17 protein-coding genes are annotated in these 26284 nt (G+C 40.5%); 11 read left to right on the forward strand and 6 right to left on the reverse strand.

Annotated elements, in window-relative coordinates; translation table 11 throughout:
• Positions 1-268 precede the first annotated feature (268 nt).
• Positions 269-3634 (forward strand): PilC/PilY family type IV pilus protein, encoded by a 3366-nt coding sequence (locus tag GYY70_RS06930; protein ID WP_174831804.1) that lies wholly within the window; start codon positions 269-271, stop codon positions 3632-3634.
• Positions 3635-4098: 464 nt separating this feature from the next.
• On the forward strand, positions 4099-7494 hold the full coding sequence (locus tag GYY70_RS06935; protein ID WP_174831806.1) for a PilC/PilY family type IV pilus protein: 3396 nt from the start codon (positions 4099-4101) through the stop codon (positions 7492-7494).
• 376 nt (positions 7495-7870) lie between these two features.
• Here GYY70_RS06935 and ribA read toward each other — a convergent pair whose 3' ends face one another.
• Positions 7871-8494, reverse strand: a complete 624-nt coding sequence (gene ribA / locus GYY70_RS06940; protein WP_174831808.1) for a GTP cyclohydrolase II — start codon at positions 8492-8494, stop codon at positions 7871-7873.
• Between the two features lie 5 nt (positions 8495-8499).
• Positions 8500-9204, reverse strand: a complete 705-nt coding sequence (locus GYY70_RS06945) for a hypothetical protein (RefSeq protein WP_174831810.1) — start codon at positions 9202-9204, stop codon at positions 8500-8502.
• Positions 9205-9511: 307 nt separating this feature from the next.
• Between GYY70_RS06945 and GYY70_RS06950 the strand changes: the two genes are divergently transcribed.
• The 6 genes from GYY70_RS06950 to GYY70_RS06975 all read left to right on the forward strand — a co-directional run bounded on the left by GYY70_RS06950 (position 9512) and on the right by GYY70_RS06975 (position 18420).
• Positions 9512-9694 (forward strand): hypothetical protein, encoded by a 183-nt coding sequence (locus GYY70_RS06950; RefSeq protein WP_025330897.1) that lies wholly within the window; start codon positions 9512-9514, stop codon positions 9692-9694.
• Between the two features lie 778 nt (positions 9695-10472).
• The gene (locus GYY70_RS06955; RefSeq protein ID WP_174831811.1) at positions 10473-11801 is read left to right on the forward strand and encodes an SLC13 family permease; all 1329 of its coding nucleotides are present in this window, start codon (positions 10473-10475) and stop codon (positions 11799-11801) included.
• A gap of 338 nt (positions 11802-12139) precedes the next feature.
• Positions 12140-13453: an SLC13 family permease gene (locus GYY70_RS06960; protein ID WP_174831813.1), complete on the forward strand. Its 1314-nt coding sequence runs from the start codon at positions 12140-12142 to the stop codon at positions 13451-13453.
• A 253-nt stretch (positions 13454-13706) separates the two neighbouring features.
• Positions 13707-14945, forward strand: coding sequence for a multifunctional CCA addition/repair protein (locus GYY70_RS06965; RefSeq protein ID WP_174831815.1), 1239 nt, complete (start codon positions 13707-13709; stop codon positions 14943-14945).
• A 2-nt stretch (positions 14946-14947) separates the two neighbouring features.
• Positions 14948-17512: a [protein-PII] uridylyltransferase gene (gene glnD, locus GYY70_RS06970; RefSeq protein WP_174831817.1), complete on the forward strand. Its 2565-nt coding sequence runs from the start codon at positions 14948-14950 to the stop codon at positions 17510-17512.
• Between the two features lie 23 nt (positions 17513-17535).
• Positions 17536-18420 carry an NAD(P)H-hydrate dehydratase gene (locus tag GYY70_RS06975; protein WP_174831819.1) on the forward strand — a complete coding sequence of 295 codons (885 nt, stop codon included), beginning with the start codon at positions 17536-17538 and terminating at the stop codon, positions 18418-18420.
• Between the two features lie 70 nt (positions 18421-18490).
• Here GYY70_RS06975 and GYY70_RS06980 read toward each other — a convergent pair whose 3' ends face one another.
• From GYY70_RS06980 to GYY70_RS06990, 3 genes are read right to left on the reverse strand one after another with little or no spacing between them, the layout of a single operon-like run.
• Positions 18491-19189: an aspartate/glutamate racemase family protein gene (locus GYY70_RS06980; RefSeq protein ID WP_174831821.1), complete on the reverse strand. Its 699-nt coding sequence runs from the start codon at positions 19187-19189 to the stop codon at positions 18491-18493.
• A 25-nt stretch (positions 19190-19214) separates the two neighbouring features.
• Entirely contained in the window at positions 19215-19868 is a 654-nt protein-coding gene (locus tag GYY70_RS06985) for an HAD family hydrolase (protein ID WP_174831823.1), read from the reverse strand.
• 44 nt (positions 19869-19912) lie between these two features.
• Entirely contained in the window at positions 19913-20902 is a 990-nt protein-coding gene (locus GYY70_RS06990) for a cation diffusion facilitator family transporter (protein WP_174831824.1), read from the reverse strand.
• Positions 20903-21600: 698 nt separating this feature from the next.
• Here GYY70_RS06990 and GYY70_RS06995 point away from each other — a divergent pair.
• The 3 genes from GYY70_RS06995 to GYY70_RS07005 are packed head-to-tail and all read left to right on the forward strand — an operon-like array spanning position 21601 to position 25451.
• Positions 21601-23106, forward strand: a complete 1506-nt coding sequence (locus GYY70_RS06995) for an MBOAT family protein (protein ID WP_174831826.1) — start codon at positions 21601-21603, stop codon at positions 23104-23106.
• Positions 23093-24301: an SGNH family hydrolase gene (locus GYY70_RS07000; RefSeq protein WP_174831828.1), complete on the forward strand. Its 1209-nt coding sequence runs from the start codon at positions 23093-23095 to the stop codon at positions 24299-24301. Before GYY70_RS06995 ends, GYY70_RS07000 begins: the two co-directional genes overlap by 14 nt.
• Positions 24291-25451 carry an SGNH/GDSL hydrolase family protein gene (locus GYY70_RS07005; RefSeq protein ID WP_174831830.1) on the forward strand — a complete coding sequence of 387 codons (1161 nt, stop codon included), beginning with the start codon at positions 24291-24293 and terminating at the stop codon, positions 25449-25451. The genes GYY70_RS07000 and GYY70_RS07005 overlap by 11 nt, the downstream gene beginning before the upstream one ends.
• Before the next feature lie 74 nt (positions 25452-25525).
• On the opposite strand, the gene nfsA is transcribed toward GYY70_RS07005, so the two are convergent.
• On the reverse strand, positions 25526-26266 hold the full coding sequence (nfsA, locus tag GYY70_RS07010) for an oxygen-insensitive NADPH nitroreductase (protein ID WP_143555260.1): 741 nt from the start codon (positions 26264-26266) through the stop codon (positions 25526-25528).
• Between the last annotated feature and the right edge of the window lie 18 nt (positions 26267-26284).

Consider the following 26284-nt stretch of genomic DNA (forward strand, 5'->3'; position numbering starts at 1 on the left):
GTTCAAACTTAAACAATAAAAGCATAAAATTGCTAAATCAATTATTTAGCATATTAATGCTGTCGATATCGAATCAGAAACATGACAAAGATTTTTCCTGAGTAACCATTACCGGAAAGTTAAATATAACTCTTAATTCAAGACTTTATATTTTTTCTGATAATCACCTGCACATACATATTTTATTTTCTGCCTGACATACAAAAAGCTTAATTGCTTGAAAGATTTATTAAAAGTCAGCTACAGAAACTACTTAACAAGGGATTCCATGAATAAACAAAAAAACAGATTCCAAATTACCAGAACAAAATACATCACATCCGGTCGAACTTTGTGCTGCACAGTCCTGGGCTTTGTTAATCTTTTGGCTATTCCGTCAGCTCTGGCTGCAGCAAATATCTTTGCTGATATTCCGCTGCATCTGCAAAGTAAATCCATCACTACTTCAGCATATAGCGTTAAACCCAATGTTACTCTTTACATCGATGATTCAGGCAGTATGTCTACGAACATCGTGCCCATTACCTATAAATGCCGGGTGAGTGAATGGATTCCCAATCCGAATGGTAAAGGGGGCAAATGGTCGCCATATGGTAGTTATGAATACGGATTTGCAGCAATACCAAAAAATACCTCAGAAGTCAGATATATCTGTGATACCTACCGGCGTATTGATTCAGTTAAAGAAGTACTGACAGATATCATAAAAAAATATCATGATGATATGTACTTTGCATTTCGCCCGATGTGCGGCACCGGTGACCAGAAAAAATTCAATAAATTTTATGACACTTCTGATCCGGCCAATTATGAAAGCATGCTGAATAACATCAAAAATCTGGAGACACCATGCGGCACCCCCACCACACGTCAGTTTCCTGTTATTGCACGCAATCTGGTAATAAACAAACTGAAATACCGTTGCCAAAAATCTTATATTATTTTGCTTAGTGATGGTGAAGCTGATAATACGTACTCTATTTCAGATAAAAATTTCACCAAAAGTAAAGATTCACGCTATGACAGCTACTTTGATCGGGATTTTGAAACCAATAACGATCGCTTAAATTTTCTTGCCCGCAATAACAATACCAATAAACCGCTGCGTCTGAAATACTATACAGACAGACTCAATAACTACAACTTTGGAGACTACATCTATACCGATGATTATTATAATTCTGCCGGTACATACATCAATCCTTCACCAGTGCGGAAAACAACTGATGATGCGGGTCAGCCGTGGAATGAAGTTGATTCAAAAACAAAAAAACGTTTCCGCCAGACTGCACAAACATTCACCATCGGAGTAGGTCTGGGACAGCGCAATACAAACGAAGCCAAAATCGCTATTCCTTATCTGGAAAATGGTGCAACGCCAAGTGGCGAATACAATGAAAAAACCAATCCTGACGGGCGTTTTTTTAACGCCAATTCCCGTGATGAAATTATCAGTGCTTTTGAAAAAATATTTAAAACCATCAAAGGAGAAATAACCGCATCAACCATTCAGACTACCACAACAGCTCCGACTGTAGCCATTTCCAATACCAACCTGGGTAATCTGTCGATTACCGCCAAGGTTGAAACCGGTTCATGGAGCAGCAGGATTTGTATTTACGATATCAATACCAAAAATGACAGCAGCTCATGCCCGATGCAGCCTACATACGGCAACCGGCAATTATTGCTTAATGACGGTAAATATACATATCTCTTTAACGAAAGCCTGAACAGCTTTGATAACAGCACGTTTAAAATCGATAACAATAATAAAAATTATAATGAATGGCACGATGGCTTACTGGCATGGCTAAACCGTTCACTTACTGCTGATACTCAGAAAAAAAATGAATTTGTATTGGATTATCGTACCCGCCGCTCTCTGCCAGACTTCGGGAATACGCGGGATTTAGGAGATATTATAGATAATCCGATTCTTACAGCCGGCAATATAGAAAACGACCGCCAGCGGTATCTGATTACATCAGCTAATGACGGAATGGTCTATGTTTTCCGTTCAAGCAATAATTCCAGTTTTCCTTATGATTTAAAATTTAATTACATGCCAATGAGTATTGAAAGGCAGAGTAATGACGGTTCTGATCTGGTTGCTCACTATTACAAGGATTTAACCAGCAAAAACTATGGTGCTAATGATAATTTTCCCCATCGTTTCCTGCTTAACGGAGGCATGGCGGTACAGCAGACAGACGGCAGCAACGGGCGGCCACAGCAGATATTTATGGTTTCTACCCTCGGGCAAGCAGGACGAGGCGCATTTGCCATCAATATCGGCGGAAACGACATTATTACCGGCAGACCATTAGCCGGAGACAACATGCAATCGCCCAGCTGGTATGAAGATGTTTTCCTGTTCCAGACACCCAGTGGAAAAGACAATCAGTTTGGTTATACAGTCGGCTCACCTGCCATTGCAAGGGTGCGGGTCAATTCAAATATTGATGCCTCAGATTCATCTATTACAGATCATATACGTCAGGCTGCATTTATCAGCAATGGCTATAACTACTCCCCCTCTCTGGCTCAGGATATCACTGCCAAACCCTCACCTGAATCAGCTTTATATATTTACGACATACTGGGTATAGATGTAGGTACTCAGGCCTATACTCATACCGGCAGCAAAAAAGGAGATTTAATTGCCAAACTGGTCGCTCCTAATGGCAGCGGCGGTCTTTCCAGCCCGACAGTTATCGATATAGACGGAGATGGCGTAGCTGATATTGTCTATGCGGGCGATTATCAGGGTAATTTGTACCGGTTTGACTTACGCGCCCCTAATCCGTCAAACTGGAAAGTGTATAAAATCTTTACAGCTGATGGTCCCATCACTTCAGCACCCGCGGTATTCCTTCTTAAAACAAAAGGTGCACAACATAAAAACAGCGAAATACCAACAGCAATTGTTACTTTCGGCACAGGCAGCGATATTTATCAGTCAGACCTGACAAATAAAGATCAGCAAAGTGTATATGGCATTTATGACGATCTGAGCCAGCCGGAAGTGCACGAAATCAGCAAAAGCAGTCTGGTAAAACAGGAATTTATTCAAAAAGGCGATTACCGTTTACTGAGCAACTATCCGCTAAACCCGGCAGTTCATCGAGGCTGGTATTTTAATCTCAGAGAAAACACCGGTGAGCGTGTTGTATCCAAACCGATAATTGTTTCTTATGCTGGCGCAGTGCTATCGCGCACTTATAATGTAGAAAAAGAAAATAAACTGCCTGATCCGTGCAAGATTACCTCTGTCGTCCAGCGTAGCTCTGTTACCACCGGTAAAATTCAGTTTAATGTAAAAACCGGGGGTGCATTACAAAGCACAGATCCGAATTTTGTATTTGATGAAGCAGCGCCGGTAGGCAGTAGCGTGAGTACGGAAGGATCTTTTAGTTTTACCGTTTCAGGCAATAATAATATTGATATCGGCGGCTCATATACCCAGAAACCATTAACTGAAAAATCTCCTCCGGTAGAAAACTGCTCGCGTGCCGCCGTGATAGCAGCGACAACAGACGGGAATAAATTAACTATTAATGTTCCGCGTTGTCCGATCACAATTCACCGGATTTCATGGCGTGAAATAAAAGAAAGTTACATCAATTTATAATTTCATACTGATAACGACTGGTATATCCAGTCGTTTTATTTATATAAATTTATCGTGAGAGTACTTAAAAACTGATTTTCAATTAGCTTCTTAATAGTATATTTCAATCATAAATAAAAAATCATATTAGAGAAACAAGTTAAAATCTTCAGTTAACAAATTAACATATAAATTAATTTAAATATAGTAAAATTAACATGTAAAAACAAAATTAAAAATAGAGAGAATTTATCTAAATAAAAAATTAAAGCTAACTAATTTTTGTAAAAATTTTTCTAGTTAAATTTGACCTAAATGCTACAAATAATACAATATATTTAATCTTTTTTTAACTTAATTTAAGATAACACATATTTATTTGATAATTGATAACTATTTTAGTGATAATATACACTAATAAAATTTATTTACTATTATGCATTTGTTTTTATCGTAAATTAACATTAAATATATAGGTAATACTCATGACCCATAAAACATTCGGAAACAAAAAATTAGGTATTGAGAAAAAATTACTCTGTAGAGCAATCATAGGAGCCCTGACAGTATTGCCTCTAACAATTCAGGCACAAACCAATTTTTTTGCAGACATACCGTTTCAATACCAGAAAAAAAATCTTATAACCACATCTTTCAGTATAAAACCAAATATCCTTTTATACATTGATAATTCGGCAAGTATGAGAGAGGAGACAATTTGGTCGTGCCATTATTATACAAAAATAAAAAAAGTTTCGAAGACTGGGAAAATATCCTGGGTTTGGTCAGCAAAATATAGTACAGAAACTGTTGGCGTAGATTCAACATCTAGTCCTGCCGGCACTTTATCACCCGATGGTATGCGCAAATATACTCATTGCGCAAAAACAGGGGAAACCAAGGATTCACTGTTGCGCCCTGTTATAAGTCATATTGTTAACAAATATAAAAACGAAATGTATTTTGCTTTAGTTCCCATGAACGATTCAGATAAGGAAATATACAATAAATTCTACGATACGGAATTAGAATCAGAATTTAAAGAATTTAAAACTCTATTAAATGGTTATCCCGTTCACGGCGGAACTCCGATGCACCGTGTGTATGTTTCTGTAGCCAGAAATCTTCTGATGAATAAACTTAGATATCGTTGTCAGAAGTCTTTTATTGTTGCACTAACTGATGGTGAAGCTTCAAGTGGAGATGTGGCAGCATCAGATCAAAACTTTGATAACTATTTTTTTAAAGGTCAAACGCGAGGTAATTTAATTACACGGTTCAATAATAAACCAACAGAAGCTCTTAAATACTTTACGAATATTCTGAATACAGACAATTTTGGTCCGTATATTTATGAGGGTAATGTATACACAGGCGAAGGTGCTGCCCTAACTCCAGCTGCCTTAGCAACAAAAGACAAGTACAAGTTAAAGAAAAGAACTGTTGATGAGGCTGGTCAGCCCTGGGACGGAGAGATAGATGATCTAGAGCATCCAGATGCTCCAAAACAAAAATTTACTCAAACAGCTGAAACCTTTACTATTGGCTTCGGATTAGGTTTAAAACACAGTACAAAAGCAGGTAATGCAATACCATATCTTTCAAATGCAGCAACACCAGATGGAGAATACGATAAAGATACCAATCCTCGAGGTCGCTTTTATAATACTAATAATCAGAATGAAATACTGGATGCGTTCGAAAACATTTTTAAGGATATCAAAGGTAGTGTAACAGAATCGAAAGTAAGTATAACAGCTTCAGCACCAGCATTAAATGTATCAGATCATAGAAACGGAAAGATCGTTACTACAGTTAAAACAGATTCAAATGACTGGAGTAGTAAAATTTGTATTCAAAATTTAGACTCACTACAGGATGGATGTAAGCAACCTATTTTCGGTAATAGCAGACAGCTTATTTTAAACGACGGTCAGAATACTTATTTATATGCCGACTCACATTTATCAACCAATTCTAGTAAATCTTTGAACAATGAGACATTCAAAATTAAAAACAATGACGGTAAAAATCAAAATGAATGGCTTGATGGTTTACTAACCTGGCTAGGACGCTCAAAAGCGGACAAAGATATAAATAATTCAAATTTTGTATTGAAGTACCGTGTGCGTCCTACAACTAATTTAATGGGTGATATTTTCTCTAATAATATTTCATATATTGGTGATACTGAAAGTCCCTTCCCGAAATATATGATTACTTCTGCCAATGACGGAATGGTTTACGTATTTAAATATACAAATGACGATACAAATCCGTATTCTCTGAAATTTAACTATATGCCAATGGGAATTGAAAGACAAAGTAATGACGGTAGTGATTTAGTTGAACATTATTACAAAGATCTCGTACAAAACAAATATGGTGAAGACTCAACACAACCTCATCGTTATCTAATGAATGGTCAAGTATTTTTAAGACAAACTGAAGCTAGAAAAGAAAAAGATCCTCAGCTTTCATTTATGCTAGCTACTATGGGACAGGCAGGACGAGGAGCTTTTGCTATCAATATTGGCGGTAAGAATTTAATAAATGGGAATCCAATAGCAGCTGATAATATCGGAAGCGGAAACTGGTATGAAAATGTACCATTATTCCAAACTCCATCCGGTGAAGATAACGAATTTGGCTATACTATCAGCAAACCTGCAATTGGACGTTTGCGGGTAAATGAAGCCGACCCTGATTCTGTAGCTATAGCAAATCATGTACGAGAAGTTGGTTTTATCAGTAATGGTTATAACTATTCAGAATCTCTTGATTCAGATAATTCACCACAAATGTCCAACGAATCAGCATTATATATATATGATCTGTTAGGAATTGATGTAGGTACGGATGGATTCAAAGAAACAGGGGCTAATAAAGGTTCATTAATAGCAAAAATCGTTGCACCGGATGGTATAGGTGGTTTATCAAGTCCGACACAGATTGATACAGATGGTGATGGCATTATCAATTATGTATATGCTGGTGATTATGGCGGCAATGTATTCAGATTTGATCTGAATAGTGCTGATCCGAGCAAATGGAAAGCCACTAAAATATTTAGCAGCGGAAAACCGATCACTATAGCACCTATGATATATGTCGCAAATATAGATACGAATAAAAATGGTCAAGCTATTAATGTTGATAAATTGATAATAGTTTTTGGTACGGGTAGTTCAATTTATCAATCTGATTTAAATAACGATGCTCAACAGTCAATTTATGGTATCTATGATGATTTAAGGAAAACTGATAGCGATGCATTGGTAAAAAATGATAATGATGATTTATTGCAGCAAGCAATAACAGGTTCGACATTAACTAACTATCCGCTTGATAAATCAAAAAAAGGATGGTACATAAACCTTAAAAATACTGGAGAACGTGTAGTATCACCAATTGATGCTTTAATTTATACCGGTTTCGTGTATACAGAGAGCTATAAGGTATCAACAGAAGACTTACCAAAAGACCCCTGTAAACAAACTACCAGATTGCAACAAGTCATAACTACAACGGGTAAAATTCAGTTTGATGCCAGAAATGGTGGCGCTCTGTCTAAAAATGATCCTCATGTATTGGTTGATTCTAACGGTGATGTGATAAGTGTAACTCATACTGATGCACAAATTAGTAAATTTTTATCAAATGGAGATCCTGCAGGTGGTTTATTATATCCGGAAGGTACTGATAAGCCTTTAACTCCCCCAGGACCAATTGTTACAACCACATGCTTAAGAAAATTACCAAAATTAATTGAAAACGGACCTAATGGTGTAACCGTTACTGATATTAAAGGGGTTGTTATGTGCCCTGTCAGCATCAATCGTTTATCATGGAGAGAAATTAAGACTGGTTATTTAAGCTAGTAATATTTATAAACTTCATCTGAACATAGACATTACACTCATCCCCTGAAATTTTATCTGTATAAAATTTCAGGGGATAATTTCTTATTTATGGGTAATGATACTGATGAGTTGATTGTATTTGGTGATATCACCAGATGTGAATCAAAGAGTATTAACAGAATGATATGCTACATTCAAAAATAATTCAGATTGTGATTCATGTAATATTTAAAGCTGTTGAAACCGTTCAGCTGCAATTTTTGCCTTTATTTCATTTTCCGCACACAATTGCAGTTTTCACAGTAACTGTTTTCTAAAATTTTAAATTTAATCCATAATATTTAACTAATTACAAAAATATTATGAAGAACATCCTCGATGTCATTTAATCAGATTAATCCGCAAAATGTCCGAGTTTTTCCATTTTGGTATGCAGATAATGCCGGTTTTCAGGATTTTGTCCGACATGTAAGGGAACACGATTAGTTACATGAATACCGAGTGCTTTTAGTGTATCGACTTTCTGCGGATTATTGGTCATTAACTGTACGGACTGTATGCCAAGATGATCAAGAATATGTTTGGCCAAAGAAAAATCACGGGCATCGATGGGTAAATTTAAAGCAAGATTTGCTTCTACGGTATCCAGCCCTTCATCCTGAAGTTTGTAAGCCCGGATTTTATTCAGTAAACCTATACCCCGGCCTTCCTGACGTAAATAAATAATTACACCTTTTCCTGCCTCCTGTACTGCTTTCATCGCAGCTTCAAGCTGAGGGCCGCAATCACAGCGTTTGGAAAATAAAGCATCACCGGTAAGACATTCAGAATGAATTCGTCCGAGTATATCTTTTCCTGTAGAAATATCACCTACGGTAAGAGCAATGTGTTCCTGCCTGCTGCGTACATCTTCAAATCCATGCATGGTAAATTCACCCCATTGCGTTGGTAAACGGCAGGAAGCAATAAAGCGTACAGGACTATTATCTTGTATTTGGTTTTGATATATTTTTGACATAATATTTATCCCTTGGTATGTGTTGTGGCAGCGTTATGCAAGTTATGCATCAGTGGTGTAATTACCATTGCCAGAGCAATCCAGTCGATAAGTTCCGTATCGGTAATGGCATCTTGCTGCTGATGAGCAGCAAACAATACACCCAGTACTTGCCCTTCTTCACCGGTAACAGGAACAGCCAGCTGTGAAGCCCCGCTTTGCTCTCTTGTCAGACTGCTGTCATTAATCCACATTTGTACATTATTTATCTGATTCAACCAGCCAGTAGAAGCTGTACGTGCAAACAAATACTGATTTACCTGCTGCTGATCGCAGTTTAATACAGCGGGAAAATGATACCCGCGTGCCAGTAGCCGGAATAACTCCCCTGCTTCATTATTTCCTTCATATAAATATAAAGCAAATACATCATTATGATGCCGGCTTGCTATTGAATCGAAAACCAGATATAGCTGACGCAAGGTATATGCACTGTTCTCATTGGCTGTAAATAAGTCTGCCGGATGAATCTGGTATAGTGAATCTGGACTTAAATTGAATTTACGAGCCAGACTAAATCCGTTTTCTTCATACCATAGCACAGACATATCGATTTCTGCCTGAGCAAGCTCGAGTACAGATTGCGCAACCAGCATTGCCATCCGGACTTCCTGCTCTGGTAATTTCAAGCCTTGCGTTTGCAAGTAATCACGCACCTGAGCGCATGTCATACACTTCCTTACTTTTTTCTTTGCAAACAGGTATTGTAACCGAAAATGATGCAGATACCGGATAGCAAAAGCTCAGGCATTTTAAAGCAATTTATATTTTTTATTCATTTTATCCGGTATAGGCAGCACCGACATTATTATGGCAGTATTGGTACTAAGTAATTTACTTTTCATTACCTAAATAGAATTTACTGTGTTAATTTAATTCTAACTAATTAAATTATAGTTAAGTACTTGTATTATTTAAAATTTAAAAGAATAATAAAGCTACCGTAGATTCACGGTAATTATTGAAAAGGAGTTGTATATGAGCAATCTTAAACCCGGCGATAACTCCGGAACCAATGGCGGGATTTATCAGGAAGTTGATCAGCATGGTCATGAGCTGGAAAATTTTGCCACGATTAAAGACCATGAAAAAGCACCTCCAACCCAGCATCCGGGTAATACCTGGAAATTAAAAAACAGGACTCCAGACGGTAAACATTAAATATTTTCTGTTATTAAGCTGCCTGATTACATGTATGTATTTTTTCGGATAAACTATATTTACAGTCTGTATTAATGTAATCAGGCAGCTTTCTTTTCTTTATCCTGATCATGTTACTTGATTATAAAAATCAAACTTATATCAATTGATATTATTTGCCGCTTTTTTCAGAAAAAAATCTTACAACAGTCCGAATTGATTGAATACTTTGATATTAATCTGTTCATTTCGTTTTATCAAAGTTCCGTCTGAATCATCAAATCTTCTTTGAATATCAAGCTGTTTTTATTCTCTGATTCAATATTTCCGCTTAAAACGATAAACTAAACTGGTTTTTCTCCGAATCCGGATAAACGTTCTGCATAAATATGCAACACCGAAACTGATGTACTTTATTTTATTTTTATGCTTAGTTTATGTTTTTTATTAATAAATTTTAATATCCGATTTCAAACACTATCTGAATCAAAATTTAATTTTTAAGTTTGTCTGATAAATTACTTTACTTTACGGCTGTACAGATATTTAATACCTATATTAACTATAAGCATCAATATTGTTTTTATCATTATTATTTTGGCTGAATAAAGCTAATTAATTGATAATAATATTTGTTATGGATAATAGTTATAAAGTTAAAGAAAAAATAATATATTGTTCACACACATCGAAGGTATTAATCCATGAAGAAATACAGTACATGATTAATCTGATCCATTAAAACTTAAACATTTTAAATATTTAATTTATTAAATAAATTATAAGTTACGGATTTTTTATGACTTTTCCACAAATACTATCTTTAGTATTGCTGGTACTGATATTGGTATTATCAATCTGGCGGCATGTAAATATTGGCTTACTGGGTTTTTGTGCAGCCGCAGTAATGGTTACAGCAACACAATTCTATGCGGTAACTGGTTCAGCGACAGCACCAGACCCGGCACTCCTACTGACTTCTAAATCAGTATTCGAGCATTTTCCGGGTTCAATTGTTACTTTACTCATTGGTGTATCGCTGCTTTTTGGGCATTTCGAACGCAGCGGAAGTCTGAGCTGGCTAACGGATAAAGTATATAAGGCAATTGGTGAACATACTTTACTGATTCCGTGGGTTGGCTACATGATTGGTTTGTTTATTTCTACTGCCGGCGCTTTTTCTACTGCGACAATTACATTACTGGTACCGGTTATTGCGGCTTTAGGCAGACGTATGCCAAAAATATTCTTCATCAGTGAAGTCGCTGCAATTGTGGGTGCCAATACTGGTGCTTTATCTCCGATTAATCCGGTAGGTACGGTTATTCGTGACTCTGCAAATCATGCCCAGGTCAATTTTAACGGATGGCTGTTATGGTTACTGGGCACAATAGTTAGTGTCAGTACTGTATTGGTATTGCAAATAATTTTTAGTCCTAGTCGCATGCAGGACAGTACGAATGGAAAAAAACCGGCTCGTGGTCTGGCTTTACTGAAACCAGTTGCTATTGATAATAATGATAAAGGACAACTGAATCCTGCCTATGCAATCTGCTCAACATTATCTGTATTGCTGTTTATCACTCTGGTGGTATTTGCAGGTACTGACGTGGGATTAACAGCAATTTCTCTGGCTGTATTATTGCTATTACTGTTTCCGGAATATAGTAAAAATCTAGCCAGAAATATCCCCTGGAATGCTGTGGTAGTAATCAGTGGTTTACTGGTGTTTATTGGTACGATGATGTCGGTACATACCATGGATGCATTAGAAAACCGTTTACTCGGTATGACTACCAATCAGATAATTTTATTATTCATTATTACGTATTTAACTACCAGTCTGAGTAATGTTGAATCTTCTACTATTGGTGTGATCAGTCTGATGACACCTATGATTTTTACAATATTCGGCGGTTCAGCACATATGTCGCTGATTCTGGCTGCCTGCGTAGCACCGGCTTTACTCAGTGTGATTAATCCGATTCATATTGCCGGTACGCTGGTGGTAAGTTATACCGATGAAAAGCAGCAGGATGCAATGTTCAGGCGCCTGCTAACCATTGCTTTTTTCATTGTTCCGATTATTCCGGGATTAACAATGATTTTGCCGGCAGTGATGCTTTAGCTTTAAGTTAAATGCTGCCGTTTGGCTCCTGTTAAGGTGGGTTACAGGATTCTCATGGCTGTACTGTATATAGATATCTGAATTCAGACTAACAGATTTATTCTTCTTGATTTAACATTAAAAAAGATATCTTGTACTTTACTTTACATAAAAAGTGATTTTTTATATTATTTTATAAAGAATATATATTTTTTAAATCTAATTATATGACAATTTAATGATATCCGTATATTAGCTGCAGGCTGAAGAGTTCTCTGAATCCGAAATAAATACAAATGTTATTTATTGTGCGATTTTCAGCATATTCATTCTGAAACAATAACCATTCAGGACACTTTATGAACTTACCACAAATTTTATCGCTTATATTACTGATTGTGATTTTGGTTCTGGCAGTCTGGCGACATGTCAATATTGGTCTTTTAGGTTTTAGTGCTGCGGCTATAATGGTTATGGCGACAACTGCAATTGCTGATGGTTCTGATACAAATACAGTCTTAAGCAGCAAGGATGTACTCAGCCATTTTCCCGGAGCCATTGTAACGCTGTTAATCGGTGTGTCCTTACTTTTTGCTCATCTGGAAAAAAGCGGTGGCTTAAGCTGGTTTACAGATCAGATTTACGCAAAAATGGGGCATCGCACTAATATTGTTCCTTGGATTGGCTATTTTATCGGATTTGCGATTTCGACAGCCGGTGCCTTTTCTACGGCATCGATAACGTTGCTGGTTCCGGTCATTGCTGCTTTAGGCAGAAAACATCCCAGATTATTTTTCATCTGTGAAATGGCAGCAATTATTGGTGCCAATACCGGTGCACTTTCACCTATTAATCCTACTGGTCAGGTTATTCTGGATGCAGCAAAAAAAGCACATGTTGAGTATAGTCCGTGGCTGGTCTGGTTTCTGGGAATGTTAATCAGTTTTGTGCTGGTTATTGCCCTGCAAATTGTATTTCAGGATAAAAGAGTAGTCGAAACAAATGATTCTGAAGCGCCTGAAAAAGGCTTTGTACTGCTGAAACCAATTAAACAGGAAAATGGTGATAACCATCAGTTACAGCCATTTTATGCAATCTGCTCTACTATTGCGGTATTGATTTTTCTGATATTAGTGATATTTGCTAAAGCCAATGTCGGTCTGACTGCTCTGACGCTGGCAGTAATTATGATGCTGTTTTTTACGCAGCAAAGTAAAGATTTTGTGAAAAAAATTCCATGGAATGCTGTAGTGGTTATTAGTGGTCTGCTGGTTTTCATCGGTACCATGATGCAGGTAGATACAATGAAAGCGGTAGAACAAGGTCTGCTCAGTATGACCAGCAGTAAAATTGCTTTATTGTTTATGCTCGCTTACCTGACTACGTTCCTGAGTAATGTGGAGTCCTCTACTTTAGGTGTTATCAGCCTGATGATTCCGATGGTATTTACGATTTTTGGCGATTCTCCGCAAATTTCTTTGATTCTGACTGCCTGTGCGGCACCAGCTATGCTCAGTGTCGTTAATCCGATTCATATTGCCGGTACTCTGGTGGTAAGTGTGACCGAAGAAAAACAGCAGGAAATGATGTTTAAACGTTTACTGATTATTGCCTTTGCTACAGTACCGTTTTTTCCCGGACTAGCTATGATTGTTCCGGCTCTGATGATGTAATGTTAATATTATTTAAAGACGCTCTGCTTCAAAGCAGAGCGTTTTATATTTCCGTACAGCAGATATTTATCTGCCTGTTAAATATTCTTTAAGATGATTTGGATTCAGCCTGCTCTTTTCCAAAGGCTGTTTTGCTTATTAATGCTGGCTGACGGAACTGCCAGCTGCATGTTTGCAAAAAACCAGTTAACAAGCTGATTGGACTACGGCACAATAATCATCTGTTTTCTGTTAATACTTTTTTATATTTTATATGCAAATTTATTTGGTTGGTGGTGCAGTAAGAGATAAGTATCTGCAGCGGCCGGTGGTCGACCGCGACTGGGTAGTGGTTGGCGCAGATGCAAAAAAAATGCTGGAAGCCGGGTATCAGCCCGTAGGCAAGGATTTTCCGGTATTTCTGCATCCGCAAACTCATGAAGAATATGCGCTCGCGCGTACCGAACGTAAAGTATCTGCCGGTTACAATGGTTTTACTTTTCATGCAGCGGCAGATGTGACGCTGGAGCAGGATTTACAACGACGCGATTTAACTATTAATGCTATGGCCGAAGATGCATCGGGTAATCTGATTGATCCGTATAACGGGCTGGCTGATTTACGCTGCGGTATATTACGTCATGTCAGCCCTGCTTTTGCAGAAGACCCGGTACGTATCTTGCGCATTGCCCGATTTGCAGCGCGTTATGGATTTAAAGTAGCCGATGAAACTATGGCACTGATGTGCCGGATGGTAAATAATGGTGAGGTAAATGCTCTGGTTGCCGAACGGGTATGGCAGGAACTGGCTAAAGGGCTGATGGAAAAGAATCCACGGCTGATGATAGACGTTTTACGTGCCTGCGGTGCGCTGAAAGTAATTTTACCAGAGGTTGATGCGTTATTCGGCGTACCGCAACGCGCTGATTTCCACCCTGAAATAGATACCGGTGAGCATACTTTACTGTGTCTGCAGTATGCTGCTGAAAATGATTATTCACTGGAAGAACGTTATGCTGCTCTCACTCATGATCTGGGCAAAGCACTGACTCCGGCAGATAAATTACCACGCCACCCCGGACATGATTATGCCGGAATAAAACCCGTAGAAGCGGTAAACCGGCGCTGGCAGGTACCCAAAGCCTGTGCGCAACTGGCATTACTGGTATGTGAATATCATATCAGGTTACATAGTGTCAGCCAGCTTAAACCCAAAACGACACTGGATATTCTGAAAAAAACCGATGCATTGCGCCGTCCGGATCGATTCAGGCAGATTTTGCGTGTATGCCTCGCTGATATACGCGGACGCCTCAGATTTGAACATCAGCCATATCCTCAGCAACAGCACTGGCTAAATTTACAGTCTGCGGCAATGGCAATTGATGCAGCATCAATTGCCCGGACAGTGGCTGAACCGCAGCAAATAGCTCAGGCAATCGATCAGGCAAGGCTGAATCAGATTCGCCCGATACAAAATGCATATTGTCAATCTCAACCACACGGCTATTAATTATGTCATCTTCAGCACTTATTACTCAGTTGTCGGACAAGCTACACAAGCACAAACAACAAGCGGCAGAAATATACCGGCAGCGCAGGCATCCGTTTGTCTATTTTCGCCAGCATACCGGAGTAATTGCTGATGTGCTGTCTACACTGTGGCAGGAATTGTTTGCCGGCGAAGAAATGTGTCTGCTGGCAATAGGTGGATTCGGACGCGGCGAAATGTATCCATATTCAGATATGGATATTGCTATTGTCAGCAGAAATCCGATTGATGACGATATTCAGCAGAAAATTGGTGCTTTTATTCAAATATTATGGGATATCCATTTACAGCCCGCCCCTAAGGTGGGAACAATTAATGAGTTATGTGAAAGTGCCCGGGTTGATTTAACGGGTGATTCAGCCTTACTGGAAAGCCGGTACTTAAGCGGCCGGCAGGATCTGGCTGCTGAATTGATTCATCAGCTTGATTTACAGCGGGATGTAGCTGCTTTTATCGAAGGTAAAATACTGGAACAGCGGCAACGATATACCAAAGCGGCCGGTGAAGCCAGTCTGCTGGAAGCCAATGTAAAAACCACTCAGGGTGGTTTACGCGATATTCATACTTTATTGTGGCTGGCAAAAGTTCAGGGATTACCTCCTCAGATTCATCAGCTGATGAAAAATGCTATTCTGAACCGAACTGAAGCCAGGCTGTTACTGAGCTGCCAGAAACAGCTGGCCAGAATCCGTATTGAGCTGCATCTGACTGCCAAACGTGCTGAAGACAGATTAATTTTTGATTTACAAACTCAGGTAGCACAGAATCTTGGCTATCGCGATGATGCAAATTCCCGTGCCAGTGAAAAACTAATGCATGATTTTTATCGTGCACTAAAAGGCGTGAAACAACTCAGCGGTATTCTGGTACCTATGCTGCGCGACCGTGTCTACGCTTCTCTGCCGCGTGTAGTGGTTAATCTGGATCAGCATTATTATCAGGTAGGTAATATGCTGGCGGTGCATAATCTTGAACTTTTCTCGCAACAGCCTGAGCATATATTTACCATTTTACGTGTTGCTCAGGAACACAATGACATAATTGGTCTGGCGCCCAAAACCCTGCGTGTATGGTGGGCGGCTGCACATCAGCTGGTGAATGAAGAGTTTTATCAGAATCCGGCAAATCGCGAATACTTTGCCGGATTCTTCAAACACGGGGAGGGTCTGACTCATTTATTGCGCTTTATTAATCTGTATGGTGTGCTCGGCCGGTATTTGCCGGCATGGGGAAAAATAGTCGGTCTGCTGCAACATGATTTGTTTCATATTTATCCGGTAGATGACCATATTTTAATGGTAGTACGCAATATGCGGCGTCTGGCCATGGAACAGCACAGCCATGAACTGCCTTTTGCCGCAACATTAATGCATACTTTTGCACGCAAACATATTTTGTATATGGCTGCACTGTTTCATGATATTGCTAAAGGCCGTGGTGGTGACCATGCACAAAAAGGCGTAGCCGATGCCCGCTCCTTTGCCGAAGATCATTTTCTGGATAGTGAAGAAAGCGATTTACTGGCTTGGCTGGTAGAACAGCATCTGCTGATGTCAATGACAGCGCAGAAAGAAGATATTCAAGACCCTGAAGTGATTACCCGATTCAGCAAACAGGTTAAAACTGTTGAACGGCTCACTGCTTTATATCTGCTGACCGTAGCAGATATCCGGGGCACCAATCCGAAAATCTGGAATTCATGGAAAGCCAGTTTGCTGGAAAATTTATATAAAGCCACGCTGCATCAGCTCAATGGTAAACAAAGTAACCGGCACACGACTATTCTTGACCGCCGGCAACAGGCAATGCATGAGTTAAATCAATATCACATCAGCGAATCACAGCAGCGCCAATTGTGGCATATTCTCGGTCAGGCTTATTTTGCCCGCCATGAGTGGCAGGATATTTTATGGCATTTATCAAAAATTATTAATTACGAACAGCAGGCTCAGGCACACAGCCAAATGCTGCCGGATAATGATACCCTGAAGGTGATGGTTTATATGCCTAACCGCCCGAAACTCTTCACTGAGCTGGCTTCGGTTTTCAGTGAAGCAGGGATGAACATTCTGACAGCCCGCGCCTATATCACTGAACACAACTTTATTCTGGATACTTTTATTCTGCAATTTCCGTCGAATCTCAACCCGAATGATTATCTGACCATTCAGAATAAAACCGAGCTGGCGCTTAATCAGTTTGTAAATGGTAAATTGCCGATGTCTGCGAGCAATCCGGCCAGTCTGAGCCGGCGTAGCCGTCATATTCCGATTGCACCGCGAATCAGTATTGATGAAGAAGATAATCCCGGCTGGTACAGCCTGCACATTATTACAGCAAACCGGCGTTTTTTACTTGCCAACATTGCTGCTGTTTTATCCGATTTAAATATCAGTATTCGCTTTGCCAAAATCACTACTCTGGATGAACGGGTAGAAGACAGTTTTCTGGTATATGCGCCTCAACTGGCCGATACTCAACAGCAATTGCAGCTTAAAAATGCCCTTCTGGATCAATTACTGCGCTAAGCAGTGATAACGGGAAACAGATAATGAACAGTTTTCAGATTGATAAAAATATTCTCAGCCAGTGGCAACGGCAGGCAAACAGACAGTTTCCTGCATTGTGTCAGCAGCGTCCATCTCAGAGCCATAAGGGTACGTTTGGCACGCTGGGTATTCTGGGTGGTTCAGAAGGCATGGCCGGTTCGATTATTCTGGCCGGAATAGCTGCACTGCATTGTGGCTGCGGTAAAGTATGGCTTGGTTTTCAGCAACCAATATTACCAATGCCAATACTAAGCCAGCAGCCAGAAATTATGTTAAATACCGCTGAACGGCTTTTACACCGTTCCGATATTACCGCATGGGTGATTGGCTGTGGTCTGAGCACCTCAACTACGGCACTAGCAACACTGACTGAATGTTTGCAGCAAAAGCATATGATGGTAGTCGATGCCGATGCACTGAATTTACTTGCTCAGCAGCCTGCTTTGCTGACTAGCAGGCAAAATAATCAAAATGTTGTTTTAACGCCGCATCCGGGAGAAGCAGCACGCTTACTGCAATGCAGTATTAGTGAAATTCAGAGTAACCGTTATCAGGCTGCACGCCAGCTGGCGCAAAAATATTCAGCATGGATAGTTTTAAAAGGTCATCAGAGTCTGATTGTTTCACCTCACGGCCAGATACAGCAAAATGAAACCGGCAATCCGGGACTGGCAACAGCAGGTAGCGGTGATGTCTTAGCCGGCATCATCGGCAGTTTGCTGGCTCAGCAAATCCCACCGGAGCAGGCAGTATCAGCCGGAGTATGGTTACATGGTGCTGCGGCAGATATTCTTGCTGCCAATAATACCGGTCCTATAGGCTTATGCGCCGGTGAAATAGCTACGGCTGCACGCTGGCTGCGCAACAGTTTAACTGAATCTATCTGAAAAACAAAACAGATGGTTAGATAGCCATCTGTTTTATCCGTTTATCCGCTTTTATATTTCGGAAACTGCATTATTTATCTGTTAAAGCCCAGTCTACTGCTGCAGTAGCATGAATTGCCGTAGTATCAAATACCGGTACCGGACTGTCATCCTGCGAAACCAGTAACATAATTTCGGTACAGCCAAGAATGATGGCTTGAGCGCCCTTATCAACCAGACGCCGGATAATCTGCCGGTACTGCTGGCGTGATTCTTCACGTATGATACCTGATACCAGCTCTTCATAAATAATTTTATGTACTGTCTGACAATCTTTATCGTCAGGAATCAATACCTCTAAACCGAATTTTTCTGTAAGCCGGCCTTTATAAAAATCCTGCTTCATGGTGAATTCGGTACCCAGTAAGCCAACTTTTTGCAGTTTCTGGCTACAAATTTGCTTAGCCGTTGCATCAGCGATATGTAGCAAAGGTTTTGTTATACTATTCTGTACCTGTTCAGCCATACGATGCATGGTATTGGTACAAATTACAATACACTGTGCTCCGCCCTGCTCCAGCTGACGTGCTGCTGTACACATATTTTCAGCCAGTTCATCCCATCGTCCCTGATGCTGCAAAGCTTCGATTTCGGCAAAATCTACAGATAACATGATGCTGCGGGCTGAATGCGTACCGCCAAGACGCTCACGTACTTGTTCATTAATCATGCGGTAATATTCAGCAGAACTTTCCCAGCTCATGCCACCGAGCAACCCAATGGTTTTCATGTTTTCCCCTTGTTCGTTTAAAAAATTATTTACTTAATAGCTGAAGAATTTCTTTTGGCTGCTCAACAATATAATCGGCTGGCCATTGCGATATGTTATCTTCTGCACCGATATATCCCCAGTTCGCCAGCACTGTAATCATGCCGGCATTACGTCCTGCCTGCATATCACGCTCTGCATCACCGATATACAGGCAATTTTCGGGAGCTACGCCAATGTGACGGCAGGCATAGAACATGGGTTCGGTACTGGGTTTCGGCGCACTGGTGGTATCTCCGCTTACGATTACAGCCGGTTCAATACTGCATCCGAGTTTTGGTACCAGACGGTCAGTAAAAACATGCGGCTTATTGGTAATAATCCCCCAGGCTATATTCTGTTCAGCCAGTTTTTGTAATAACTCATTGATTCCGCCAAATAAAACGGTCTGATCAGTAAAATGCAGTTCATACTCAGCCATAAAATCCTGCCTCAAAGCTGCAAACGCAGGATTATCAGGCTGCATACCTGTACCGAGTTTAATCAGTCCTGCTGCACCATGGCTGGCAACTGGACGAATCTCTGCCATAGTTTTAGGCGGTAAATTCTGCTTTTGCAGCACATTATTAAGGGCTATCCCTAAGTCCGGCGCCGTATCGGCCAGGGTACCGTCCAGATCAAATAACACAGCTTTAATCATGATTTTCTACCTGAAATATGGTCTGATAATCTGATTATATTGTATTAATGAACATGCTGACCGGCAACAGAAGGGATACAGCATAAAAGATTATTGCTGTGTTTATGGGCTGCGCTTTCTGTCTGTACTGTAACATGATGTATATCATGTCTGAGCAATACTTCTGCCAGTTCATTAACCAGTTTCTCTGCTTCCGTTATCGTTAATGTACCATCAACAACAATATGGCAGGACAAAGCATTCATATTGCTGGTAATAGTCCAGGCATGTAAATCATGTACTGCTTTAATTCCCGGCATTTCCTGAATTACTCTGCCCAGCTGCTCCAGCTCAATTGCATCCGGTGTGCCTTCCATCAGAATACGCAAAGTGGTTTTCAGGATTCCGATTCCACTGTAAGCAATCAGGCAGGCTACCACTATACTTGCTACCGGGTCAGCCCAGCGCCAGCCAAACAGCATCATCAGTACAGCTGCGGCAATAGCACCCACAGAACCGAGTAAATCACCCAGTACGTGTAGAAACGCCCCGCGCATGTTTACATTATGTTCTGTCTCACTACTGCTGTGCATATACCAGGCAATAATAATATTTACCAGCAAACCAATCATACTGATAATCAGCATGCCCCGGGTAGCGATATCCGGCGGATTAACAAAACGACCTATGGCTTCATAAACAATCATAACTGCAATTACCATTAGCGCCAGACCATTTACTGCCGCCGCAATAATTTCAAAGCGTTTATAACCAAAGGTCTGCCGACCGTTTACCGGTCGCTCACTCAGGTGAAATGCGATTAACGACAGTGCCAGTGCCAGTGCATCCGAAAACATATGACCAGCATCCGACAGCAGTGCCAGACTATTGGTTAACCAACCACCAATAATCTCTACCACCATATATGCACCGATAATCAGCAGTGAAATACTTAAAACTTTTTTATCTGCACTGTGTGCACCAAGATGATGATGGTGATGGTGATGATGAGCTTCATCATGTTCATGCTCATGTGTATGGTTATGTTCGTGCATAGTATTCCTTTAAATATTGTCTGATAGCATTAATACGTTAAACCCTGACATATGGTAAAAGTCAAATGTGAATATCAGCAGATTTCAGCTCAGAACATTCTGGAATCCATAGTTAATATTTATACATACCGGCAATAAATTTTTTACGTAAGTTGATAATAGCAGAAAACACAGAAATTCTGCCGATGTTTACTCAGGCTTTGTGCTGACAAATATCGATATCAGCAAAAGCAGTAAATATTTTTAATATGTTTATTATTTAAATAATAAATTTTTATTTATTAATTTCCTTACATTGTTTCACATATCAAGGTAAAATACTTGTTTGTACAAGTCATGTTCAGTGAGCTACTGAATCATTAATAGACTTGAGAATTGACAGCCAATTCAGATTAAGCGAAAAGAATACATATTCCGGTTTGAAGTGTTTATATTTTATGAATATGTAGTTTTCATTCACACTGAGAATACTTGTTTATTCTGGTAATGTGAGATTTTTTGCAAGCTTATTCATAATACCGGATCATTGATTGATTATATGCTTTTACAAAACGAATATTGTATGCATATATTAGCTGCCGGAAATAATCCGGATTTAAGCAAAAACATGAATTAACTGATTCTCAACTGTTGCTTTTCTTATTATTTATGTTTGGCATGGTTTAACAATCACTACTTTCTGACTGTTTATCTGTTTCATGTTTAGTTTTATATCTATTGAATTCGGCCTTTCATTTATTGCCTTTTTCTGTCTTTACTGGCTATTGGGCAGCAAACCGAAACTGCAAAATCTGCTTTTACTGTGCACCAGTTATCTGATTGTTTATTTGTGCGGAAAAATACAGGCACTAATTGCATTACTGCTATTCACGGTATTTATTTATGCCACATCTGTACGAATAGTTCATGCCGCTAAACCCAGAATATGGCTGATAACTGCAATCATATGCACTATTCTGAATCTGGCATTATGGAAATATTTTGATTTTTTCCGTACGTCTGTCAGCTATGGCTTGGATAGTTTGAAACTGAGTTCCGACTGGCTGTCGGGTATCATATTACCGCTGGGACTGTCCTACTACTCATTTCAGGCCATCAGCTATCTGGTTTCGCTTTATCAGGAGCGATGCCACAATCAGCCTGCCGGTAAAGTTTTTACATTACCGGGTCTGGCTCTGCATCTGGCTTTTTTCCCTACTATTACTGCAGGCCCGATTGCACGCGCCTACGATGCACGCGGGTTAACGGATATATATAAACAGCCCTGCGGCATGGCAACACAAATCTATACTCCGCAACCCCGCAGAATTCTGGCACCTACTCTGGCATTGTGTCTGATTGTAATGGCTTTAATGAAAAACTGGTGGCTGTCTGGTTGGATTGCCGACAACTGGGTAGATCCGGTATTTGCTAACCCCATGCAATATCATAGTCTGGAAATACTGGCTGCCATATATGGCTATACTGTTCAGCTGTTTTTTAATTTTTCCGGTTACAGTGACCTGATGATCGCGATTGGGCTGCTACTGGGATTTCGCCTTCCGGTGAATTTCCGCGCACCATTACTGGCACATAATATCCGCGAATTCTGGCTGCGCTGGCACATCAGCTTATCAACCTGGATACGGGATTATATTTATATCCCGTTGGGCGGCGGCCGACATGGAATGGCGCGCACCCAGCTTAACCTGCTGATAGCCATGGCATTATCTGGAATCTGGCACGGGACAGGCTGGCATTTTTTAATCTGGGGCTTATTGCATGCAGCCGGGATGATCTTGCTTAATATGGGCGACTGGCTGTACAGTCGTCTGCGTCATTGTGAATTGAATAAAGCTCGCGACGCTTTGAGTAAAAGCAGCCGGCCAGCTAAAATTATCAGCATAGTTGTGACTGTACATTTTGTATGTTTTTGTTTTATTTTTTTCCGCGCACCTACACTTAATGATGCTCTGCTTTTGTTACACGCACTGTTTTACAACAATATCAATGTACCTCTGAGTACCAATCCGTTTTATTTTTTTAGTTTGTTATTGCTGGCATGGATACTGTATCCATTTCTGGCAAAATTTACCAATATGTTATACAAGCGCGCGGATTCTCTGCCACGATACCGTCTGATTCTTCCTTTATTACTGTTAGTGGTTCTGGTATTAATTTGCGCGCCAACAGGTATTCCGGGATTCATTTATGCCAACTTCTAAATACCGCCGCGTGCCTTCTTACCACAATAAACAGAAAAAAAAGTATCCTCATGTTGAGGAAGTACCTGTAGTTAGTGTAAAAACCATTACAACAATGCCTATTGTTGTTGAGAGTGAAGAAACAGAAACCAAAGAGCAGCCGAAGAAAAGCAATAAACAGCAATTTCGTTTTGTACTGCTTGTTTTCATCATTACTGCCGGTATTGCATTATGGCTGATGCAAAACTCAATCATCGCCTATTATCAGCAAACTTACCATAGCAACAGTATTTTAACGAAACTAAAACAGTATGCATGGTGGCAAACAGGCAGCCGTGCTGGTGAAGCACTTAATAACGGTGTCAGCCAGCTTAATCAGTCTATCAAGTCTGCTAACCTCAGCACCATCACTGCTTTTAATGATAATTACGCCTATACGGACAGCTATAAAGCCAAACTGCAGCAACAACTAAAACTTGCACAGGAACAGCATCGGTTAGCCCAGAAAAAAGCAGCAATAGAAAATGATATGAAAGCAGCCTTTACGCTTACAGCTGCTGATGAAGTGTTTTTTGCCGGTGATTCATTAATGCAGGGGGTGGCACCGCATGTGCAAAAATGGCTCAGTGAAGTTTATGGTATTAAAACTATCAACCTGAGCAAACAGAGTACCGGATTAACCTATCCGGGCTTCTTTAACTGGCCGCAAACTATTGCAAATACGCTGGATAATAATCCGCATATCAAAATACTGGTTATGTTTCTCGGACCGAATGATCCATGGGATATTCCTGATCCGCATAACGGCAGCAGATTTGTCAGCTTCGCCTCTCCTCAATGGGAAAGTATTTACCGCAGCCACATCAAAACCATTATGGATAGCGCCCGACAGCATCAGGTCACCGTTTTGTGGCTGACTCCGCCGGATATGAGAAAGCAAAAACTGAATGAACAAATGATTTATCTGCGTCAGATTACTGCCGATGAAGTAAGCAAAAATCATGGATATGTCGTAGATACCCGTGCAATGCTGGGTAGTAATGGTGATCAATTTTATGATACGGTAACACAAGCTGATGGAAAGAAAATTAAAACCCGAAGTTCAGACGGGATTCATTTCACACTTTCTGGGCAAAAAATTATTGCCAGAAATATTTTTAACCGCTTCAATCTGCCAGCACAAATTACGGATAACGATACAACAAATGTACAGTAAAAAGCATCTTGCCATTCTGGGCTGCTGCCTTTTCATTATGGCCTGCTCAGCAGATCCGGCTCCGGCACAATCTGCCCGCAAACAGGTATCAGCATCTTCGCAGAATAATCATGCCGCACAGATTGCCCAGGCATTACAGAAAAAAAGTATCAATATAGTACAAATCGGTGATTCACATACAGCAGCGGATTACCTTACAGACGCTGCCCGTGTGTACTTACAGCAGCAATTAGGTAATGGCGGGCCCGGCTGGGCTATGCCGACTCAGTTTCCGGGTTTACGTCTGGCGCGTTTTACCTACCAGAATCAGGGCTGGCAGGCTATTTCCAGTCGTACCGATACCAGCCAGAATTATGCACTTGGCGGTTTGGTAGCTGTTCCTTCCGTGGGGTCAGTAATGACCATCAGAACACGTGAGCCCGAAGCCGAACAAACAGTTACCGTCACTATCCGTCAGGGACCGAATGATGAAGATTTAACGATTACCGACAGTAACGGTAAACAGATTGTTCTTGGCGCACAACCCAAAGATAATCAATGGCATTTCAGTCAGTTTAACGCACGTTTTCCAATTACCGTTACCGCCGGTATGAATTTTCAGACAGCCATAGGCGGCTGGTGGGTACGTAATCAAAACCGTCAGGGTGTGGTATTTTCTGCTCTGGGGATTAATGGTGCCCAGCTTACTCAGTGGCAACGCTGGAATACTCAGGCATGGCAGCAGGAGTTGAATGTTATTGCTCCCGACCTGATTATTCTTGCCTACGGCACCAACGAAGCCTATAACGGAGTTGAGATTGAAACCGTTAAACAAAATCTGATTGAAACTATTAACCGCATTCGTGCAGCCTCTCCCAACAGCGCCATTATGATTCTTGGCGCACCGGAAAGTCTGAAAAGTACAGCCGGCTCATGCGGCGTACGACCGGAAAAACTCACTGAATTACAGGAAATGCAAAAAGAAGTGGCACAAAGCCAACAGGTATTTTTCTGGGACTGGCAGGCAGTAATGGGTGGTGAATGCAGTATGAAACCATGGATTAATCAGGGACTGGCCCGCAATGATGGTGTTCACTTTACCTCAAAAGGTTATCAGCGGCTTGGTCAGGCACTGGGTGAAAGTATTTTATCTATGCGTCAGCAGCGGTAATTCTGTATTTAAATAAAAAAACCGGTTCTGCAGGTAATTATCCTGCAAAACCGGTTATTTTTTATTCAGTCTGTTTAGCGTTTCGCCAGCCCCTGCTGATGCAAAAATGGCAGAATCTGCGGACGTAAAGGCTGAGAAAAATTGTTAGCTACAGCCTTACTCCAGTTCAGATCCAGACCACTGCGCTCTTTATAATAAGCAGTGAGCTGTTCATCATAAGCAGCCAGTTTGGCTGCATCAAGTGCCTTATAACGGTTTTCACTCACCAGTGTTTCCAAAGGCAGACGGGGACGATACATCGGATCCTGAGCCGGATGCCCGATACACATACCGAACAGCGGAAAAGTTAATGGCGGCAACGCCAGTATTTCTGCTGCACGGGCGACATCATTACGCAGAGAACCAATATACACACCACCCAAGCCCATTGATTCAGCTGCCAGAAGACAGTTTTGTGCCATGATACCGGCATCCACAGCACCGAGAATTAATCCTTCAGTCCAGTCCAGCTGGGCTTCAGGAAAAGCCTGCTTGTGTTTTGTGTAATCAATACAAAATACCCAGAATTCTGCTGCAGTACGTACGTATTTCTGATTGGCTGCAACTTCACATAAAGCCGCACGTTTTTCCGCATCTGTAACGCGAATAATCTGGGTACTCTGCATAAAACTGGATGAAGAAGCAGCACGACCGGCCTCCCAGATCGCTTCGCGCTGCTCATCCGTTAAAGCTTCTTCAGTAAATTTACGGATAGAGCGATGGCGGTAAATAGTCGGTAAAGTAGCTTCACTCTTTAGATTGGTGTGGTAACTCATGATTATTCCTGATATTAA

Source organism: Snodgrassella sp. ESL0324 (assembly GCF_013344955.1).
In the GTDB taxonomy this organism is placed as follows: Bacteria; Pseudomonadota; Gammaproteobacteria; order Burkholderiales; family Neisseriaceae; genus Snodgrassella; species Snodgrassella alvi.

Coding starts and splice junctions, on each gene's coding strand:
- GYY70_RS06930 (WP_174831804.1), top strand. CDS start 269: ATGAATAAACAAAAAAACAGATTCCAAATTACCAGAACAAAATACATC.
- GYY70_RS06935 (WP_174831806.1), top strand. CDS start 4,099: ATGACCCATAAAACATTCGGAAACAAAAAATTAGGTATTGAGAAAAAA.
- ribA (WP_174831808.1), bottom strand. CDS start 8,494: ATGTCAAAAATATATCAAAACCAAATACAAGATAATAGTCCTGTACGC.
- GYY70_RS06945 (WP_174831810.1), bottom strand. CDS start 9,204: ATGACATGCGCTCAGGTGCGTGATTACTTGCAAACGCAAGGCTTGAAA.
- GYY70_RS06950 (WP_025330897.1), top strand. CDS start 9,512: ATGAGCAATCTTAAACCCGGCGATAACTCCGGAACCAATGGCGGGATT.
- GYY70_RS06955 (WP_174831811.1), top strand. CDS start 10,473: ATGACTTTTCCACAAATACTATCTTTAGTATTGCTGGTACTGATATTG.
- GYY70_RS06960 (WP_174831813.1), top strand. CDS start 12,140: ATGAACTTACCACAAATTTTATCGCTTATATTACTGATTGTGATTTTG.
- GYY70_RS06965 (WP_174831815.1), top strand. CDS start 13,707: ATGCAAATTTATTTGGTTGGTGGTGCAGTAAGAGATAAGTATCTGCAG.
- glnD (WP_174831817.1), top strand. CDS start 14,948: ATGTCATCTTCAGCACTTATTACTCAGTTGTCGGACAAGCTACACAAG.
- GYY70_RS06975 (WP_174831819.1), top strand. CDS start 17,536: ATGAACAGTTTTCAGATTGATAAAAATATTCTCAGCCAGTGGCAACGG.
- GYY70_RS06980 (WP_174831821.1), bottom strand. CDS start 19,189: ATGAAAACCATTGGGTTGCTCGGTGGCATGAGCTGGGAAAGTTCTGCT.
- GYY70_RS06985 (WP_174831823.1), bottom strand. CDS start 19,868: ATGATTAAAGCTGTGTTATTTGATCTGGACGGTACCCTGGCCGATACG.
- GYY70_RS06990 (WP_174831824.1), bottom strand. CDS start 20,902: ATGCACGAACATAACCATACACATGAGCATGAACATGATGAAGCTCAT.
- GYY70_RS06995 (WP_174831826.1), top strand. CDS start 21,601: ATGTTTAGTTTTATATCTATTGAATTCGGCCTTTCATTTATTGCCTTT.
- GYY70_RS07000 (WP_174831828.1), top strand. CDS start 23,093: ATGCCAACTTCTAAATACCGCCGCGTGCCTTCTTACCACAATAAACAG.
- GYY70_RS07005 (WP_174831830.1), top strand. CDS start 24,291: ATGTACAGTAAAAAGCATCTTGCCATTCTGGGCTGCTGCCTTTTCATT.
- nfsA (WP_143555260.1), bottom strand. CDS start 26,266: ATGAGTTACCACACCAATCTAAAGAGTGAAGCTACTTTACCGACTATT.